The sequence below is a fragment of the Kitasatospora sp. NEAU-CNBT7 genome (assembly GCF_057220535.1).
Genome location: NZ_JBXQQB010000033.1, coordinates 41,032 through 54,934 on the forward strand (window position 1 = coordinate 41,032; position 13,903 = coordinate 54,934).

Below are 13,903 nucleotides of genomic sequence, written 5' to 3' on the forward strand. Positions count from 1 at the left end.
GACGCCGGCCCGCCGTGTCAGGCACCGGCCGGCGCGGGCCGCCCGGCCAGCAGCGCCGCGATCGCGTCGCCGATGAACTCCCGGTCCGCGGCGGTCGCCCCCGCACCGGCCAGATGGCCCCACACTCCCGGGATCACCCGCAGCGCCGCCCGCGGCATCAGGGCGGCCGCCCTCGCCTCGTCCTCCACCGCGAAGCACAGGTCCCGGGCGCCCGGCAGCAGCACGGCCTCGGCCGTCACCGAGCCCAGCGCGGCCTCCGCCCGGCCGCCGAACCCGGGCGTCGCCCCGACATCGGCCAGCGCCCAGGTCCCGACCATGGTCAGCAGATCCTCGGCGGACGGCCCGGCGACGAAGAACTCCTCCCAGAACCCGGTGAGATACGCCTCCCGGGAGTCGAAGCCCAGCTCCCGGTAGCCGCCCTCGGCCCAGAACGGGTGCGAGGCCGCCCACCCGGCGAAGACCCGGCCCGCGGCCCGTCGGCCCCGCTCGCCGCCGCCGTCGGCGCGCAGCGCGGCCGACAGCGCCGCCAGGAACACCCGGTTGTGCTCACTGGTCACCGCCGACCCGCAGACCGGCGCGATCCGGCGCACCATCTCCGGGTACGACACCGCCCACTGGTAGGCGTGCGCCGCACCCATCGACCACCCGGTCACCAGCGCCAGCTCGGTCACCCCCAACTCCTCGGTGAGCAGCCGGTACTGGGCGTTGACGTTGTCCCGCGGGGTGATCGGGGGGAAGGCCGCCCCCAGCGGATGGTTGCTCGGCGAGCTCGACGCACCGTTGCCGAACAGGCCGACGGTGACCACGCAGTACCGGCCGGTGTCCAGCGGTCTGCCGTCGCCGATCAGCCAGTCGTACGCGGTGTGGTCGCCGCCGAAGAAGGACGGGCACAGCACGGCGTTGCGGCCCTCGGCGTCGAGTTCCCCGTGGACCGCGTAGGCGATCCTGGCCGACGGCAGGGTCTCCCCGCCGGCCAGCGGGAGGCTGTCCAGTTCGAAGACGCGGTGGTCCACCGGCTTCTCCTCTGCGATGAACGGCCCCGCGGGGGCCGGACGGACGGTCGGTGTCGTACCGGGCGGCGGACCGCCGCCGGGCTCACAGCCAGTTGGGCGCGATCTCGGTCGCCCAGAGCTCCAGGCTGCGCATCTGCACGTCGTGCGGGATCAGGCCGGAGTACTGGCACTGCAGCAGGTACTCGGGGTCGTGCTGGGTCACCAGCTTCTCGATCTTGCGGTTGATGTCGTCGGGGGTGCCGACCCACTCGAGGCCCCGCTCGACCAGGGTCCGGTAGTCCGCACCGATCGGGCCGGTCTCACCCACGTGGCGCAGGCTCTCGGTGAACCCCATCGGGCCGAACCAGTTCTCGAAGATGAAACCGCCGCCGCGCTGCGCCCAGTGGTGCGCCTCGTCGGCGTCCCTGGCCACCAGGACGTCCTTCATCACCCCGACCCGCTCGCCGCGCCGCAGCCGCCCGTGCCCGGCCGCCTCCGCCTCCTCCTGGTAGAGGTCCATCAGGCGGCGCACGATCCGGTCGTCGGTGTTCATCAGGATCGGCACCACACCCTCCCGGGCACAGAACCGGAAGGTGTCCTCGCTGAAGCTGAACGGCTGGAACACCGGCGGATGCGGGTGCTGGTACGGCTTCGGGGCGATGCCGACCTCCTGCACCACGCCGTTCTCGTCCAGGCCGCGGCCGAAGCTGCGCACCGCCTCGTAGGGGAACTCCAGGTCCTTCGGCGGGATCGTCCACTGGGCGCCCGCGTGCGAGAACGTCTCGGTGGTCCACGCCTTCTTCAGGATCTCCCAGTGCTCCTCGAACAGCGCCCGGTTGCGCACGTCGTTGGCGCCGGCGTCGGACAGCGTCCCGCCGACCCCGAACGGCTGGCCCATGATCTCGGCCCAGCGCTTCTGGAAACCGCGCGCGATCCCGACGAAGGTCCGCCCCCGGGTCATGTGGTCGAGCATCGCCAGGTCCTCGGCCAGCCGCAGCGGATTGTGGAACGGCAGCACGTTGGCCATCTGGCCGACCCGGATGTGCTTGGTCTGCATGGCCAGGTACAGGCCCAGCATGATCGGGTTGTTGGAGACCTCGAAGCCCTCGACGTGGAAGTGGTGCTCGGTGAACGACAGCCCCCAGTAGCCGAGTTCGTCGGCGGCCTTGGCCTGCTGGGTGAGCTGCCACAGCATGTTCTGGTAGTTCTGCCGGTTCACCCCGGCCATGCCCTTGAGCACCTGGTCGTGGCTGCCGACGGTCGGCAGGTAGAAGAGGATGGACTTCACTGGTGGTCCTTTCGTGCCGCGCCGCGACGCCGCGGCCGGCTGCGGGGGAGGGGCGAGTCGACGGTGGCACCGGCTTCTTGCGAATCGTTTGACGCGCCGCCTGTCGGCCGGCCCGCCCCGGCCGCGGCCCGCCGATCCCGCCGGACGGCGGCGCGGAGCGGGACGTCCAACGGGCGCCAAGGAGGCGCTGCCAGCCTGGTGACGGGCCTCACCCGACCCGAAGGAGCCCGCCTTGAACCCAGCAACTGGCACCGCCCCCGGCGCGACCGGCACCGGGCTCGCGGCCGCGGACCGCGCGACGCTCATCCACCCCACGCTGCCGGCCCACCGCACGGACCGCACCGTCCTGGTCTCCGGCCGGGGCAGCCGGGTCACCGACGAGACCGGCCGCACCTACCTGGACGCCTCCGCCGTCCTCGGCGTGACCCAGGTCGGCCACGGCCGCGCCGAACTCGCCCGGGCCGCCGCCGACCAGATGACCCGGCTGGAGTACTTCCACACCTGGGGCACCCTCAGCAACGACCGCGCGGTGGAACTCGCCACCCGGCTGGCCGGCCTGGCACCGGACCCGCTGCGCCGGACCTACTTCACCAGCGGCGGCGCGGAGGGCAACGAGATCGCGCTGCGGATGGCGCGGCTGTACCACCACCGGCGCGGCGAGCCGCAGCGCACCTGGATCCTGGCGCGCACCATGGGCTACCACGGCATCGGCTACGGCAGCGGCGGCGTCTCCGGATTCCCGGTCTACCACACCGGGTTCGGCCCCAGCATGCCGAACGTGCACTTCCTGACCCCGCCGCACCCGTACCGCCGGGAGCTGTTCGCCGGGACGGACGTCACCGAGTTCTGCCTGGCCGAACTGCGCGAGTCGATCGAGCGGATCGGCCCGGAGCGGATCGCCGCGATGATCGGCGAACCGGTGATGGGCGGCATCGGCGCGGTCGTCCCGCCCGCCGACTACTGGCCGCGCGTCGCCGAACTGCTGCGCTCCTACGGCATCCTGCTGATCCTGGACGAGGTGATCACCGGGTACGGCCGCACCGGGCACTGGTTCGCCTGCGAGCAGTTCGGGGTGGTGCCCGACCTCCTGGTCACCGCCAAGGGCCTCACCTCCGGGTACATCCCGCACGGCGCCGTGCTGGTCACCGACCCGGTCGCCGACGCGGTCACCGGCGAGCACGGCTTCCCGGCCGGCTACACCTACACCGGGCACCCGACCGCGTGCGCCGTCGCGCTGGCCAACCTGGACATCATCGAACGCGAGGGGCTGCTCGCCAACGCCACCGTCGTCGGCGGCCATCTGCGCGAGCGGCTGGCGGAGTTGACGGACCTTCCGGTGGTCGGCGAGGTCCGCGGGGTCGGTCTGATGCTGGCCGTCGAACTGACCGCCGACCGGGAGGCCCGCACACCGCTGCCGCACGGCACCACCGGGGTGGCGGACGCCCTGCGCGAGCAGGCCGGCATCATCCTGCGGAGCAACCCGTACGCGCTGGTGGTCAACCCGCCGCTGGTGTTCACCCGGCAGGACGCGGACCAACTCGTCGACGGCCTGCGGTCGGTGCTGTCCCGGGTGGACCCCGGCGGACACCTGCGCTGACCGGCCGGCCGGGCGGTGCCCGGCGGCAGCGCGGCCCGGCCGCGCTGCCGCCGGACCTGCCCTACCGCGCCCCGGCGAGCAGCGCGGCGAAGGGCCACTGCGGCCGCCGCAGCACGTCCTCGCCGCGCAGTTCGATCTCGTCGGCCATGGCCGCCACCGTGGTACGGGCCTGCTCCGGCATCCCGGCGTGCTGCTCCGCCTCGGCCAGCAGACCGAGGTGCAGCGCCCGCCGGAACACCGTGCCGGAGCGGGACGCCGCGTCCAGTGCCCAGCGCATCCGCCGCAGCCCGCTGCCGCTGCGGCCGCGGTGCACCTCGGCCCAGCCGAGCAGGACCGCGAGCATGTACTGCCAGTGGCTGAGCTGGCAGCGCACGGTCAGGTCGACCCCTGCGGTGCTGGCCTGCCAGGCCCGTTCCACGTCCCCGTCGAGCACGGCCAGCAGCGCGTCGGCGTAGAGCGCGAAGGCGCGGTCCCACGGGCGGTCGCAGCTGTCGGACTCGGAGAGCTGCAGCAGCTCCTCGCGGTAGCGTTCGGCGGCCGCCCGGTCGCCCAGCAGGACGTGGCTGACGGCCAGGTGGACCCGGTAGTTGATCCGGGGGTCGCTGCGGGACAGGCCCATGAAGCGGTCCGGCCGCTCCTTCTCGCCCTGTGCGTCGACCAGCGGGAGCCCGCACTCCAGTTCGGCGACCGCCTCCGCCAGCCGGCCGGCGGTGTGGCGCAGCACCCCCTTGCCGTAGCAGGCGGCGGTCCGGGCCTCGGTACCTCCGCCGTGCTCGGCCAACTCCTCGAGCAGGGCGACCAGTTCGGACACCCGGGGGAGGTCGCCGTCGGCCAGGTGCATGATCACGCGGGAGGCCAGCAGCGCGGTCGGCCGGGTGTTGTCGAGGGTCTTCTGCAGCACCTCCGCCCGGGTGCAGGCATCCGCGACCGCCGGCGACCCGTACCCGAGGGTCATCGACAGCAGCCAGACGACCCGCTTCTGCAGCTCCAGTTCGGCCGCGACGGACCGGTCCCTGGGCTGGCCGCGCAGGACGTCGATGGCGTGCGACAGCCAGGCGTACGCCTCGGAGTGCAGCAGCCGGCGCTCGGCTAGGTCGCCGAGGCCCACCAGGGGCTGCACGGCCTCGCGCAGGTCGAGTTCCTGCGCGGCCCGGCCGCAGTGGTGGGCGATGGTCCCGGCGCTGTCGGTGCGGGCCGTGCCGACCGCGCCGGCGGCCAGCGCGCCCGCCACCCGGTGGTGCAGCCGGGCGCGGTGGACCGGGTCGAGGTCCGCCAGCAGCATGTCCCGTACCAGGCCCTGGGCGAACCGGAAGCCGTGCGGGTCGACCGGGTCCGGGGTCAGCAGTCCGCTGTGCAGCGCCTCGTTGACCAGGCCCGGCGGTTCGCCGAGCCCGGCCAGCACGTCGGTGAGCAGCCGGCGGTCCACGGCCGGGCCGATCACCGCGCAGGTCTGCAGCACCCGGGTGACGCCCTCCGGGCACTCGGCCAGGCGCGAGCGCAGCACCAGCCGCAGGTCGACCGAGATCGCGGCGGTCAGTTCGGCGGGGTCCGCGGCGGCGCCGGCCGACGGCCGCAACTTGGTGAGCAGGTACGGGTTGCCGCCGGTGGCGCGGTGCGCGGCCGACACCAGCTCCCAGGAGAGCGGCTCGCCGTCGGTCCGGTCGATCAACGCCCTGGTCTCGGCGAGCGAGAGCACGTTCAGGTGCATGTGCTCGGCGGCGACCTCCTGGAGCAGGTCGGCCACCGCGCTCTGGAGTTCGGGGCGCAGCGCGAGCCGGTGCTCCCGGACGGTCGCCACCACCAGCAGGTCGGTGCCGCGGATCTCCTTGGTGAGCAGTTGCAGCAGGGCCAGGGTGCGGGTGTCGGCGAGGTGCAGGTCCTCCAGGAACAGCACCAGCGGGCGGCGGGCGGCCGTCAGCAGGGCCTGGCAGACGGCGTCCTGGAAGGCCAGGTGCTGGGCGGGGGAGAGCGTGGTCTCGGCGCCGCCGGGGCCGGGGGAGCGGTCCGGGCGCACCAGGTCGAGTGCGTCCAGCACCGGTTCGGGCAGCGAGCCGAGCTCGTGGGACCTGGTGCGGCGGAGCTTGCGGACGACCCGCTTCCACAGCCAGTAGTCCGGGAGTTCGGGCCCGGCGGCGCAGTGTGCCCAGATGGCGTCCAGGCCCGCGGCCGGCAGTCCGCTCTCCAGCTCCTGGAGCAGCCGGGTCTTGCCGACACCCTGTTCGCCGATCACCAGGACGGTCCGGCCGCGGCGTCCCGGCGCGGTGAGGGTGCGCAGGGTCTCCAGTTCGCGGGCGCGGCCGACCAGCTGACGGGCCGGCCGGACCGCCGGTGCCGGTCCCTGTGCCTGGGCCGGTACGAGGTGCGGCGGTCCGGGCGCCGGGGCGGGCGGCCGCAGGGTGTCGAGGCCGGCCACCACGGTCAGGCGGGGGCGGGCCGCGGGGGCGGCGGGCGGTCCCGCGTGGACGAGGTCCTGGCGCAGGATCGCGCCGTGCAGCTCCTGGAGCTCCTTGCTGGTGTCGGCGCCGAGCTCCTCGGCGAGGTGGGCCCGGATCCGTTCGAAGGTCAGCAGCGCCTCGGCGGGCTGGCCGCAGTGGTACTGCGCCAGCATCAGCTGGCAGCCGAGGCGTTCCAGCATCGGGTTGCGCCGGACCTCGTCGTCGAGTTCGCGCACCACCTCGTCGTAGCGGCCGAGGCCGAGGCACGCGTCGGCCCAGGTCTGCAGGCCGACCAGGCGCAGCTGTTCGAGCCGGGCGGACTCCAGCTGGGCGAAGTCGTACGCGGCCAGCTCCCCGTACGGGGTGCCGTGCCACAGGCCGAGGGCGTCGCCGGCGGTGCTCCGGGCCGCGGCCAGGTCGCCGCGGGCGAACTGCTCGCGGCCGCACTCGACCGCGGACTGGAACCTGCTGGCGTCGATGCAGTCCCGGTCGACCTCCAGGACGTAGCCCGGGGCCTGGTAACGCAGCGCCAGCAGACGGCCCTTGGGCGGTACGGGGGCGTGGCTGTCGATCGCCTTGCGCAGCCGCGAGACGTACGACTGGAGGGTGCCGACCACCGCCTGGGGCGGTGAGGAGCCCCAGATGGCGTTGACGATGCCGGAGACCGACACCACCCGGCCCGCGTTGATCAGCAGGAGGGCCAGCAGCGCCCGTTGCCTCGGTGGGCCCAGGTCCAGTTCCCGTCGGCCGGCCTGCACCGACATCTGTCCCAGCACCCGGATCGGCGCGGGGCTCCGTAAGGCGAGATCGGCAGCGGCGTGGTCAACTTGGCTCATCTCATCCCATCCCGTCAAGCAAGACAGCTGGTGCATCCGCGGTGGCCGCAGGGGTGAGCCCGCGTCACGGCGTGATTCAGGTAATGTCCGGACACGGCCGGGGATGTCGCGGCGGCCCGCCGTACGGGGGTACGGACGGCGGGGGCCTCGGAGGGTCGTCGGTCCCGTGTGGTGGCCGCTCCCTGCCGTCACCGACGGTTGCTGGGCCGGCGGTGCTGGGGGGCTGGGGAGGGCGCGGGAGCCGTCGACGGGGTGCTGGCCGGGCGCTTTCAGGCCAGGCGTCTGGGTGTGGCGCGGCGAGGACGGCGTGGGGTGGAAATGGTGGTGCCTCCCTTGGCGCGACCAGCCGTGATCCGCGTGCGTGGGAAGCGGCGGAACAGCACATGGCTGGTCATGTCACTGTCATGTGAATCATGAACGCTGCCAGGCTACCCCGGACGAGGGGGGTCATAACACCCGCCATCGGACAGGGATCCGGGCCCGCCCCGGCCGCTACGCGGGGTGACGGGAACAGGGCCGCGCCGCGGCACCGCGCGCGGGCACGGGAGTGACCGCCGGGCCGTCGCGGCAACGGCGCGGCGGAGGCCGGCGGGGACGGGGGAGTCCGGTCAGGGGACCGTGGCGGCCTCCTCCCGGCCGGGCGCCGGCTCGGCCCGGCGGTCCCCGCGCAGCCGGGCCAGCAGCAGCTGGCCGCCGGCGCAGACCACGGCCAGGCCCAGGCAGGCGGCCCACACCGGCGCGGTGCCGGAGGACTCGACCACCCGGCCGCTGAGCACCGGCGCCAGCGCCACCGACAGGCTCCAGGTCGACAGGAACCATCCCTGGTACCCGCCCTGACGGCCCGGCGGCGACAGCGCGGCCACCAGGGCCATGCAGGTCGGCCAGACCACGATCTCGCCGAGGCTCCACAGCACGACGCTCGCCCCGTACCCGGCGACGCCGTGCACGAGGGCGGTCAGCCCCATCCCGAGGCCGGTCACCAGGGTCGCGGCGGCCAGCGCGTTCTCCGGCCGCAGCCGCCCCGCCAGCCGGGTCAGCGGGAGCTGGAGCACCGCGATGACCAGGCCGTTCATCATCATCGCCGTGCCGTAGTCGGCGGGCGACAGCCCGTCCGCCGTCATCGCCAACGGCAGGACCACCAGCGGCTGCTGGAAGAGCAGCCCGAGCAGCAGCACCGTGCCCAGCAGGACCGGGAACGCCGGCGACCGGCGCACCGGCCCCGCTCCTGCCGGGTCCGCCCCCGCGGCCGGGTCCGCCGCCCGGCCCGGGCCCGGCCGCGGCCGGGTCTCCGGCACCCGCAGGTAGACCACCACCCCGGCGAGGAGATTGGCCAGCGCGTTGACCAGGAACAGCAGCAGGAAGCCGTGGGAGGCCGCGAGGCCCGCCGTCACGGCGGCCGCGGAGAACCCCAGGTTGGTCGCCCAGTAGATCAGCGAGTACGCCCGTGGCAGGTCTGCCGGTGCGACCAGGTCCGCGACGGCCGCCGCCCGCGCCGGGCGGGTGGCGTTCAGGCCCACCCCCACCGTCAGGGTGAACAGCAGGACCGGCGCCCGGCCCTCGGTCAGGCCGAGCCCCAGCATGCCGGTGACGGTGAGGACCTCACTGGCCAGCAGCACCGCCCGCCGCCCGACCCGGTCCGCCAGGATGCCGCCGAACAGTGAGGCGATCCCGCTGCCCACCCCGAAGACGGTCAGGGTCAGCCCGGTGAAGAAGACCGAGTAGCCGCGCACCGTGGTGAGGTAGATCGCCATGAACGGCACCACGAAGCCGCCCGCGGAGGTGACCAGCGTCCCGCCCCAGAGCCACCAGAACGGGCCGGGAAGCCCCCACGGCGCCCCGGCCGGCCGGGCCGGCACCTCAGCTCCGGGCTTCGTACTCGACCCTGAGCGTCCGTGAGAGATGGTCACGGAACTCCACCGCCGCGGCGTCCGAGGCGTGCTGCGAGAGCACGATCGCCGGGTAGCCGGACCAGTCCGGGTACGGCCGCAGCAGCGCTCCCGGGCCGACGGTCTGCGCCACGTGGTCCACGCAGGGCTCCTCGCGCACCTCGTCCAGGCCGTGCACCCGGACGATCCGGCCGCCGCCGCCGACCGGCACCAGGTACGCCGCCGCGTGGCCGGTGCCCACCGGCTCTGCGGTCCAGCACTCGGGCTCCCGGCCGAGGTGGATGCGGACCGCCTCCGCCGCGAGGTCGATCCCGCTGCTGACGTGCACCAGGTGGTGCATGAACCCGCCGCCGCCGATCCGCGCCCCCATCTCCAGCAGCACCGGCCGGGTGCCCGAGACCAGCCGCAGCTCGGTGTGGGTGGTGCCCTCGGTGACGCCGAAGGCCCGGTGCGCGCCGACCACCTCGCGTTCGACGGCCGCCAGCACGTCGGCCGGGAGCTGGGCGGGGGCCCGCAGCGTGGTCTCCTCGAAGTACGGCCCGCTCAGCTCCCCCTTGTAGCTGATCGCGCAGACCCGGACCCGCCCGCGGTGCACCAGCGACTCGGCGGAGATCTCGGGGCCGTCCAGGTACTCCTCGACCAGCACCCCCCACCCGTCCGCCGCCCCGCCGCCGGCCACCTCGCCGCCGACCGCTGTGCCGCCGGCCGCCCCGCCCTCGTAGCCGAGGTGGGCGTCGCACAGCGCCCAGGTGGTGCGCACCGCCTGCTCCAGCGCCGCCGCGGAGTCGACCCGGATCACCCCGAGGCTGGAGTAGCCGTTGGCCGGCTTGACCACGACCGGGAAGCGCAGCCCCGCCGCGTCCGCCCAGTCGTCCGGGTGGCCGACGGCCACGAACCCGGGGACCGCGAGGCCGGCCGCGCGCAGCAGCCGGCGCATGCTGCGCTTGTCCCTGACCACGTCCGCCGCCTCCTCGGTCAGCCCGGTGAGCCCGAGCACCCGGGCGGCGCGGGCGACGAAGGGGACGGCTTTCTCGTTGCCGGCCATGATCCCGTCGAACGGCTCGCGGCCGAACCGCTCCACCAGGCCGGCCAGCGCGGCGTCCGGATCCCCGTCGACGTCCAGCGGCAGGAGCTCGACCACCCCGGCGGCCTTGCGGGCCCGCTCGGGGTCGTCGTCCCCCCGGGGGACCAGGATCAGGTCGGCGCCCGCCCGCTCCGCGGCCTCGAACACCCAGGGAAGAGCGGAGAACTGACCGACCAGGACGAGTTTCGGGCGCTGCCGCATAGGGATCTCCGTACGAGAGTGGTAGACGTGCGGGCGCCCGGCGTCCGGGCACCCGCCACGGCCGCCCGGGCGCCGCCCGGTTCGCGGGCCGCGTCCGGGCGGCCGCGCGGAACACGACGCAGCCTTCCCCAGCGCTCTTGGCGGATCCTTGCAAACGGTTTGACGCCCCGGTTCACGGCCCCGCGCGGCGGCGGAGGCCTAGGGCCGTGTCTGACAATTCCCGCCGGGCGCCCGACGCCGTGCATCCCGCCTGGACGCACCGGCGAAGCGCCCAAGTACGACCCAGTACGAGGGCGCTCCGCCGGCACGCCCAGCCGGGCGCCCAGCGCCGCGCGCTGATCCGACGCGAATTGTCAGACACGGCCTCAGGCCCGGCCGTCGAGCGCGGCGGCCAGGCCGGCCGCCTCCGGCCGGCCCAGCTCGGTGTAGATCTCCAGCGCGGCCCGCCGGTCGGCGCGCGCCTCCCCGGCCCGGTCCAGGCGGTCCAGGCAGCGGGCCGAGGCCGCCAGGGCGCGGGCCTGGTCGGAACGGCTGCCGGTGCCCCGGGCCAGCTCCAGCGAGGTGCGGTGGTGCTCGAGCGCCTGCCCGGCCTCGCCCAGGGCGAACAGGGTCTCGCCGAGGCCGTGGTGGGCGTTGGTCCGGTTGCCGGGGTCCCCGAGCCGTTCGGCCAGCGCGAGGGCCTGGCGGAAGTGGGCCGAGCCCTGGGCGTGGCGGCCCGACTCCAGGTGCAGCAGGCCGAGGATGTTGAGGGTCTCGGTCTCCGCCGCCGGACTGCGGATCGCGCGGTGCACCTCCAGCGCCCGCTCCAGGTACTGCTCGGCGGCCGCCCAGCGGCGCCGGTTGATCCCGACCAGCCCGAGGTTGTTCAGCGCGGCGCCCGCCCCGCCGCGGTCGCCGATCTCCTGGTAGATCCGCAGCGCGGCCTCCAGGCTGGCGGCGGCCTCGTCCAGGCGGCCGGACTGGCGGTGCACGATGGCGATGTTGTTGAGCATGTCGCCCTCCGCCGAGCGGAAGCCGGTGGCGCGGTGGATGCCCAGCGCCTGCTGGTAGTGGTCCAGCGCCTGGGCGTACCGGCCGAGCCGTTCGTGGACCAGGCCCAGGTTGCCCAGCGAGGACCCCTCGCCCGGCCGGTCGCCGATCTCCCTGCGGATCGTCAGGGCCCGCCGGTGGTGGTCGAAGGTCTCCGGCATCCGGCCCAGCCGCTCGTGGACCTGGGCGAGACCGTGCAGCGCGGTGCTCTCGGCCCGCCGGTCGCCGAGTGCGACGGCCAGTTCGAGGCCGGCCGTGAGCCGCTCCAGCGCCTCGGGGTAGCGGGCCATCCGGTACTCGGTGACACCGAGCTGCAGCAGCGCGGCCGTCCGCTCCGGGTCGGTGCGCGCCGCCCCCAGGGCCAGGCCGTGCAGCGTGTGCGCCTCCCGGTAGCGGCCGGTGACGTGCAGATGGCGGTGGAGCAGCGCGGACAGCGTGGCGAGCCGGTCGGGCCAGCCGCCGTCCCCGGCGGCCGCGGCCAGCGCGAGCAGGTTGGCGCCCTGCGCGTCGAGCCAGGAGCGGGCCAGGTCGGGCCGGTCCAGCACGGGCCCGGGCACCGCCGGGACCCGGACCTCCGGGCGGTGGTCGCTCTCGTACGGGTAGAGCAGCCGGACGGCCGCCGCGACGGTGTGGGCCGACTGGTCCAGCAGCCGTTCCAGGGCCGCGTGCCGCTCGGCGGGCAGGTCGTGGCGGGCCGTCAGCTCCCTGGCGTAGTCGCGCAGCAGGTCGTGGGAGGTGTAGCGGCCGGGGCCCAGGTACTGGGTCAGGTGGGCCTGCAGCAGCTGGTCCAGGACGCGGTGGGCCTCGGCCGGGGTGGAGCCGGTCAGGGCGGCGAGGGCGTGGTGGTCGACGTGCCGCCCCGGGTGCAGGCCCAGCAGCCGGAACGCCCGCGCCGCCGGCGGCGGCAGGTGCCGGTTCGACCAGGACAGCACCGAGCGCAGATCGGTGAACGGGTCGTGCGCGGTGCCGAGGAGGTCCAGCCGCCTTCGCTCGTCGGCGAGTTCGGCGGTCAGCTCGGTCAGCGCCGCGCCGCTGCGGAACGCCGCGAGCTCGGCCGCGATGCGCAGCGCCAGCGGCAGCCGGGCGCAGCGCTCGGCGAGCGGTGCCAGGGCGCTGCCGGTCGCGTCCTCGCGGTCGCCGACCAGGTCCCCGAGCAGCCGGACGGCGTCGTCGAGCGGAAGCAGGTCCAGCGTGATCCGGCGGGCGCCGTCCCGGGCCACCAGGCCGCCGAGACTCTCCCGGCTGGTGACCAGGACGCCGCAGGAGTCGCCGGGCAGCAGCGGCCTGACCTGCTCGGCGCAGTAGGCGTTGTCGAGGACGACGAGCATCCGGCGCCCGGAGACGGCGGTACGGAACCGGCCGGCCAGTGCGGCCGCCGTCGCGGCGCCGTCCCCTGGCACCTCGAGGCCGAGCGCGGGCAGGAACTCGGCCAGCACGTCGTCGGGCCGGCGCGGCCGGTCGGGGCCGTAGCCGCGCAGGTCGACGTAGAGGCAGCCGTCCGGGAACTGCTCGCGGGCGCGGTGCGCCCAGTGCAGCACCAGGGCCGACTTGCCGACCCCCGCCGGGCCGGTGACGGCCACCACGACCGCCGGACCGGGGGACGCGCCCACCTCCGACATGGTCTTCGAGAGGTCGGCCAGTTCGGCGGTGCGCCCCACGAACGGCTGCTGTCCGGGCGGGAGTTGCCAGGGCGCCTGCGGGCCGGCCGCCGGGGCCGGGCCGGTGCGGGGCAGGTCCAGTGCGGGGTCGCCGCGCAGGACGCGCCGGTGCAGTTCCCGGCAGGCGGGGCCGGGGGAGACCCCGAGTTCCTCGTCCAGCAGGCCGTACAGGCGCCGGTAGGCGTCCAGGGCGTCGTGCTGGCGCCCGCAGCGGTACAGCGCGAGGATCAGCTGGCACCACAGCCGTTCGCGTAAGCCGTGTTCCCGGACCAGGCCGTGCAGTTCGCCGACCAGGTCGGCATGGCGGCCGAGGGCCAGCCGGGCGTCCACGTGGTCCTCCAGCGCACCGATCCGGGCGTCCTCCAGCGCCCGCGCCTGCTCCTGCACCGCCGGGGGGAGCGGCAGTCCGGCCAGGACCGGGCCGCGCCACAGGCCGAGCGCCCGGGCGAGGGTCTCGGCGGCGGCGTCGGCGCGGCCCTGCGCCAGCGCCCGGCGGCCGTCCGAGGCCAGCGCGGTGAACGCGAGCGCGTCCAGGCCGTCCGGGCCGGCCGTCAGGGTGTACGAGCCGCCGGCCGACCGCAGGGCCGGTCCGTGCGGTGCGCCGGCGGCGAGCAGGCGGCGCAGATCGGCGGCGTACTGCCGCAGGTTGGCGGCGGCCGAGCGGGGCGGGGCGTCCGGCCACAGCGCCTCGGTGAGCAGGTCCGCGGGGGTGGCGGTGTTGGCGCGCAGCGCGACGGTCCCCAGGAACACCCTGGCCAGGCGGCGCGGCGGCGGCAGGACACGCTCGCCGGAGCGGGTCTCCAGCGGACCAAGGACGCGAAGCTGCACGTGCTCTCCTTCGGCTCGGGGCTGCGGGGCTGGCGGGGCCAGTGGGGCTACTGGGCCATGTGGTGAGGG

7 protein-coding genes are annotated in these 13,903 nt (G+C 75.2%); 1 reads left to right on the plus strand and 6 read right to left on the minus strand.

Going from position 1 to position 13,903, the window contains the following annotated elements:
- Positions 1 to 17 precede the first annotated feature (17 nt).
- Together AC2TEW_RS31455 and AC2TEW_RS31460 are read right to left on the minus strand one after the other, a co-directional pair.
- On the minus strand, positions 18 to 1,013 hold the full coding sequence (locus AC2TEW_RS31455; protein WP_484626735.1) for an alpha/beta fold hydrolase: 996 nt from the start codon (positions 1,011 to 1,013) through the stop codon (positions 18 to 20).
- An 82-nt stretch (positions 1,014 to 1,095) separates the two neighbouring features.
- Positions 1,096 to 2,280, minus strand: coding sequence for an LLM class flavin-dependent oxidoreductase (locus AC2TEW_RS31460; RefSeq protein ID WP_484626736.1), 1,185 nt, complete (start codon positions 2,278 to 2,280; stop codon positions 1,096 to 1,098).
- Positions 2,281 to 2,512: 232 nt separating this feature from the next.
- Between AC2TEW_RS31460 and AC2TEW_RS31465 the strand changes: the two genes are divergently transcribed.
- Positions 2,513 to 3,877: an aminotransferase family protein gene (locus tag AC2TEW_RS31465; RefSeq protein WP_484626737.1), complete on the plus strand. Its 1,365-nt coding sequence runs from the start codon at positions 2,513 to 2,515 to the stop codon at positions 3,875 to 3,877.
- A 61-nt stretch (positions 3,878 to 3,938) separates the two neighbouring features.
- Here the strand turns inward: AC2TEW_RS31465 and AC2TEW_RS31470 are convergent, their stop codons facing one another.
- The 4 genes from AC2TEW_RS31470 to AC2TEW_RS31485 all read right to left on the minus strand — a co-directional run bounded on the left by AC2TEW_RS31470 (position 3,939) and on the right by AC2TEW_RS31485 (position 13,834).
- A complete protein-coding gene (locus AC2TEW_RS31470; RefSeq protein WP_484626738.1) occupies positions 3,939 to 7,148 on the minus strand; it encodes an ATP-binding protein in 3,210 nt (1,069 codons plus the stop codon).
- 608 nt (positions 7,149 to 7,756) lie between these two features.
- Positions 7,757 to 9,004 (minus strand): MFS transporter, encoded by a 1,248-nt coding sequence (locus AC2TEW_RS31475; RefSeq protein WP_484626739.1) that lies wholly within the window; start codon positions 9,002 to 9,004, stop codon positions 7,757 to 7,759.
- Between the two features lies 1 nt (position 9,005).
- Entirely contained in the window at positions 9,006 to 10,319 is a 1,314-nt protein-coding gene (locus AC2TEW_RS31480; protein ID WP_484626740.1) for an ATP-grasp domain-containing protein, read from the minus strand.
- A 365-nt stretch (positions 10,320 to 10,684) separates the two neighbouring features.
- Positions 10,685 to 13,834 carry an AfsR/SARP family transcriptional regulator gene (locus AC2TEW_RS31485; RefSeq protein ID WP_484626741.1) on the minus strand — a complete coding sequence of 1,050 codons (3,150 nt, stop codon included), beginning with the start codon at positions 13,832 to 13,834 and terminating at the stop codon, positions 10,685 to 10,687.
- Positions 13,835 to 13,903 lie beyond the last annotated feature (69 nt).

Excerpts from the sequence above, each read along its gene's own strand:
- AC2TEW_RS31470 (WP_484626738.1), bottom strand. The coding sequence starts at position 7,148 with ATGAGCCAAGTTGACCACGCCGCTGCCGATCTCGCCTTACGGAGCCCC.
- AC2TEW_RS31480 (WP_484626740.1), bottom strand. The coding sequence starts at position 10,319 with ATGCGGCAGCGCCCGAAACTCGTCCTGGTCGGTCAGTTCTCCGCTCTT.